This window comes from Blastococcus sp. CT_GayMR20, from assembly GCF_004570345.1.
In genome coordinates this window covers 1-4751 of the sequence record NZ_SPQM01000237.1, presented here as the reverse complement: position 1 = coordinate 4751, position 4751 = coordinate 1, and the positions used below count along the sequence as shown (strand labels likewise).

Sequence of the window (4751 nt, the reverse complement as noted above, 5' to 3'; positions counted from 1 at the left end):
ACGGTGACGACGAGGCGGTCGACGAGACCGACACCGACGAGGACGAGGACGCCGAGACCGCCGACGGTGAGGTCGACGAGTCCGACGAGGCCGAGGGCGGGTCGAGCACCCGCCGCCGGCGCCGGCGCCGGCGCCGCAGCGGCAGCGGCGGGGGCGAGAGCTCCGTCGAGGACGTCGACGACGACGACCGCCCCGAGCGGGCCGGTCGCAACGGCCGGACCAGCAGCGACGACGAGGTGCGCGGCGTCGCCGGCTCGACGCGCCTGGAGGCCAAGCGCCAGCGCCGCCGCGACGGCCGGGACACCGGTCGCCGTCGCGCGCCGATCCTGACCGAGAGCGAGTTCCTCGCCCGGCGCGAGGCGGTCGACCGCAAGATGGTCATCCGCCAGCGGGGCGAGCGGACGCAGATCGCCGTCCTCGAGGACGACGTGCTGGTCGAGCACTACGTGACCCAGGCGTCGGCGACCTCCTTCGCGGGCAACGTCTACCTCGGCCGCGTGCAGAACGTGCTGCCCAGCATGGAGGCGGCGTTCGTCGACATCGGCAAGGGTCGCAACGCCGTGCTGTACGCCGGCGAGGTCAACTGGGACGCCGCCGGTCTGTCCGGCAAGTCGCGCTCCATCGAGACGGCGATGAAGTCCGGCGACAAGGTGCTCGTGCAGGTCACCAAGGACCCGATCGGCCACAAGGGCGCCCGGCTGACCCAGCAGATCAACCTGCCCGGCCGGTTCCTCGTCTACGTGCCCGGCGGCTCGATGACCGGGATCAGCCGCAAGCTGCCCGACACCGAGCGCCAGCGGCTCAAGGACATCCTCAAGAAGATCGTCCCCGAGGACGCCGGCGTGATCATCCGGACCGCCGCGGAGGGCGCCTCGGAGGAGGAGCTCACCCGCGACGTCAACCGGCTGACCGCGCAGTGGGAGGTCATCCAGAAGAAGGCCGAGTCGACGTCGAACGCGCCGACCTTGCTCTACGGCGAGCCGGATCTGGCGATCCGCGTGATCCGAGACGTCTTCAACGAGGACTTCAAGGAGCTCGTCGTCCAGGGCGACGACGCGTGGGACACCGTCGAGGCCTACGTCGCGCACGTCTCCCCGGAGCTGTCCGGCCGGCTCACGCGCTACACCGGGGAGGGCGACGCCTTCCACGACCTGCGCATCGACGAGCAGCTGGCCAAGGCGCTCGACCGCAAGGTGTGGCTGCCCTCGGGCGGCTCGCTGGTCATCGACCGCACCGAGGCGATGACCGTCGTCGACGTCAACACCGGCAAGTTCGTCGGCTCCGGGGGCAACCTGGAGCAGACCGTCACGCGCAACAACATGGAGGCCGCGGAGGAGATCGTCCGCCAGCTCCGGCTGCGCGACATCGGCGGCATCATCGTCATCGACTTCATCGACATGGTCCTCGAGAGCAACCGCGACCTCGTGCTGCGGCGGCTGACCGAGTGCCTGGGCCGCGACCGCACCAAGCACCAGGTCGCCGAGGTCACCTCGCTCGGCCTGGTGCAGATGACCCGCAAGCGGGTCGGCCAGGGACTGCTCGAGGTCTTCTCCGAGCCGTGCGAGCACTGCCGCGGCCGTGGCGTGATCGTCTCGACCGACCCGGTGGACGAGAAGCGCCGCAGCGGCGGCAGCGGTGGTGGCAACGGCGGCGGGGGCGCCGACCGGGGCAACGGCGGTGGCACCAGCCGCCGGGACCGCTCCGGCGTTTCCCGCGACACCCGGGACGTCGTCGCGAAGGACGAGGCGCCCGTCGAGGAGCCGACCGAGGCGGTCGCCGGCGACGGCGAGCCGGCCGAGGGCGGTCGCGGCGGCCGCCGCAACCGGGGACGCCGCAACCGTGGCCAGTCCGGTGAGGACCGGGTCGCCGAGGACGCCGCCGTGCTGGCCGGCGCCGCGGCGGACACCGATGCCGACGTGACCCCGGCCGAGAGCAACGCGGTCGAGATCGTGCCGCCGCTGCCGGAGAGCGCCAACGCGGGCGAGGAGACCGCCGACGAGCTGCCGACCGAGGCGCTTGCCGTCGAGATCGCGCCGGTCGTGCTCCCGGCGGCCGAGGCCGCGCCCGCCGACCCGGCGGACGAGGCCCGGGCAGCCACGGACCAGGCGGGCGACGGGGAGGCACCCTCCACGGGCCGACCGCGTCGTCGCCGGGCCGCCAGCCGACCGGCGGGTCCGCCCGTCTCCTGAAAGGGGACCCTCTGCCCCACGCCTGCACGCTCGGCGCGGGACCCTGCGGAGGGGCCACAGGTCACGTCGACCCGTCCGATCGGCTCAGGTACGCTGGTCGGGTTGCACCGCCACCGCGCGGGCGCCTCCGGGTGCCGCCGGGTCAGGCGTACGCAGCCCGTCCAGCACCCGGCGATCGCTCCGGTCTGCGCGCCGGAACACAGAGCTAGACACGATAAGCAACGAGGAGTCAGTGGTGTACGCAGTGGTGAAGGCCGGTGGCAGCCAGCACAAGGTGGCCGTGGGCGACACGTTCACGATCAACCGCCTGCAGGGTGCGGCCGGCGACACGGTGGCCCTGCCGGCCATCCTCCTGGTCGACGGGGACACCGTCACCAGCGACGCAGCGGCCCTGGCCAAGGTGACCGTGACCGGTGAGATCGTCGAGCACGGCAAGGGCCCGAAGATCCACATCCACAAGTTCAAGAACAAGACCGGCTACCACAAGCGGCAGGGGCACCGTCAGCCCCTGACCAGCGTCGTGGTCCGCGACATCTCGGAGGGCTGACGCCGACATGGCACACAAGAAGGGCGCATCGTCGTCCCGCAACGGTCGCGACTCGAACGCGCAGCGTCTCGGCGTGAAGCGCTTCGGCGGCCAGGTTGTCAAGGCCGGCGAGATCATCGTCCGCCAGCGCGGCACCCACTTCCACCCGGGTCTGGGTGTCGGTCGGGGCAGCGACGACACGCTGTTCGCGCTCGACGCGGGCGCGGTGACCTTCGGCACGCGGCGCGGTCGCAAGACCGTCTCCATCACCGCGGTCGAGTGAAAGGACCCCGTCCTCCCCACCCTTCGCAGGCTCAGGGCGGGACCCGGGACGGGGCCACGAACGTTCCGCTCACGAGCGCACGGGCCGCGGCCCGTGCGCTCGTGGCGTTTCCTAGGGAATTGACATGGCCGCTTTCGTCGATCGGGTAGTGGTGCACGTGGCGGCCGGCAACGGCGGCCACGGCGTCTCCTCGGTGCACCGTGAGAAGTTCAAGCCCCTCGGCGGTCCCGACGGCGGCAACGGTGGGGACGGCGGGGACATCGTCCTCGAGGTCGACCCCAACGTGCACACGCTGCTCGACTTCCACCATCGACCGCACCAGAAGGCCGGCAACGGACGCCCGGGTGAGGGCAGCAACCGGCACGGCGCCAAGGGCGAGGACAGGATCCTGCACGTGCCGGCCGGCACCGTCGTCAGCACCCCCGACGGCCGGGTCATCGCCGACCTCGTCGGCGCCGGCACCCGCGTGGTGCTCGCCAAGGGCGGCAAGGGCGGGCTCGGCAACGCCGCGCTCGCCAACTCCCGGCGCAAGGCGCCCGGCTTCGCCCTGCTCGGCGAGGAGGGCGAGGCCTTCGACGCCGTCATCGAGCTGAAGAGCATCGCCGACGTCGGCCTGGTCGGCTTCCCGTCCGCGGGCAAGTCCTCACTGGTCGCGGCGATGTCCGCGGCCCGCCCGAAGATCGCCGACTACCCGTTCACCACGCTCGTGCCGAACCTCGGCGTGATCAGGTCCGGCGACACCGTCTACACGATGGCCGACGTCCCCGGCCTGATCCCCGGCGCTTCCACCGGCAAGGGGCTGGGCGTGCAGTTCCTGCGGCACGTCGAGCGCTGCGCCGTCCTGGTGCACGTCGTCGACATGGCGACGATGGAGCCGGGGCGCGACCCGGAGACCGACATCGAGGCCCTCGAGCACGAGCTCGCCGAATACGGCGGCGACGAGCTCGACCTGGTCGGCCGGCTGCGGATCGCCGTCCTCAACAAGATCGACGTGCCGGACGCCCGCGAGCTGGTGGACCTGGTCCGCACCTCGCTGGAGAAGCGCGGCCTGGACGTCTACCCCGTCAGCGCCGCCACCGGTGAGGGTCTGCGCGAGTTCGGCTTCGCCCTGGCCGCAGCCGTCGAGGCGCACCGGGCGAGCCTGCCCCCGATGGAGCCGGCCCGCGTCACGCTCACGCCCAAGGCCGTCGACGACTCGGGGTTCACGGTGGAGCGCGACCCGGAGGACCCGGAGGGCTTCGTCGTCCGCGGCGTCCGTCCCGAGCGCTGGGTGCGGCAGACCGACTTCACCAACGACGAGGCCGTCGGCTTCCTCGCCGACCGGCTCAACCGGCTCGGGGTCGAGGAGGAGCTCGCCAAGGCCGGCGCCCGCGAGGGCGACGCCGTCACCGTCGGCGGGGTCACCTTCGACTGGGTGCCGACCCTGCCGGCCGGGACCCTCACCGTGGAGGAGTCGGCAGGCCTGGGTGGCCGGGGCACCGACGCCCGCATCGACGCGCCGCACCGGGTGCGCGCCGAGGAGCGGCTGGCCGCCAAGAAGGCCCGCCGGGTGCCCTACGAGCTCAGCGACGAGACCTGGACGGACGACGACCTCCCGCCGGACGCGCCGTGAGCGATCTCGGGAGGCCGCAGATCGCCGGTGCGCGCCGGGTGGTCGTCAAGGTCGGCTCGTCGTCGCTGACCACCCTGCCGGGTGGTCTTGACGCCGAGCGGCTGGCGGCGCTGGTCGACGTCCTGGGCGCCGTGCGCGCGG

At 72.8% G+C, this 4751-nt stretch carries 4 protein-coding genes; all 4 read left to right on the top strand.

The annotated features are described in order from the left end of the window. The coding region (locus E4P40_RS26345) for an Rne/Rng family ribonuclease (protein ID WP_135161269.1) at positions 1–2189 on the top strand (2189 nt) is incomplete at its 5' end. A gap of 235 nt (positions 2190–2424) precedes the next feature. Beyond that, complete coding sequence (rplU, locus tag E4P40_RS26340; RefSeq protein WP_135161268.1) at positions 2425–2736, top strand: 50S ribosomal protein L21; 312 nt, start codon at positions 2425–2427, stop codon at positions 2734–2736. A gap of 7 nt (positions 2737–2743) precedes the next feature. Further along, positions 2744–2998, top strand: a complete 255-nt coding sequence (rpmA, locus tag E4P40_RS26335; RefSeq protein WP_135161267.1) for a 50S ribosomal protein L27 — start codon at positions 2744–2746, stop codon at positions 2996–2998. Positions 2999–3122: 124 nt separating this feature from the next. After that, entirely contained in the window at positions 3123–4610 is a 1488-nt protein-coding gene (obgE, locus tag E4P40_RS26330) for a GTPase ObgE (RefSeq protein WP_135161266.1), read from the top strand. Positions 4611–4751 lie beyond the last annotated feature (141 nt).

Coding starts and splice junctions, on each gene's coding strand:
- rpmA (WP_135161267.1), top strand. CDS start 2,744: ATGGCACACAAGAAGGGCGCATCGTCGTCCCGCAACGGTCGCGACTCG.
- obgE (WP_135161266.1), top strand. CDS start 3,123: ATGGCCGCTTTCGTCGATCGGGTAGTGGTGCACGTGGCGGCCGGCAAC.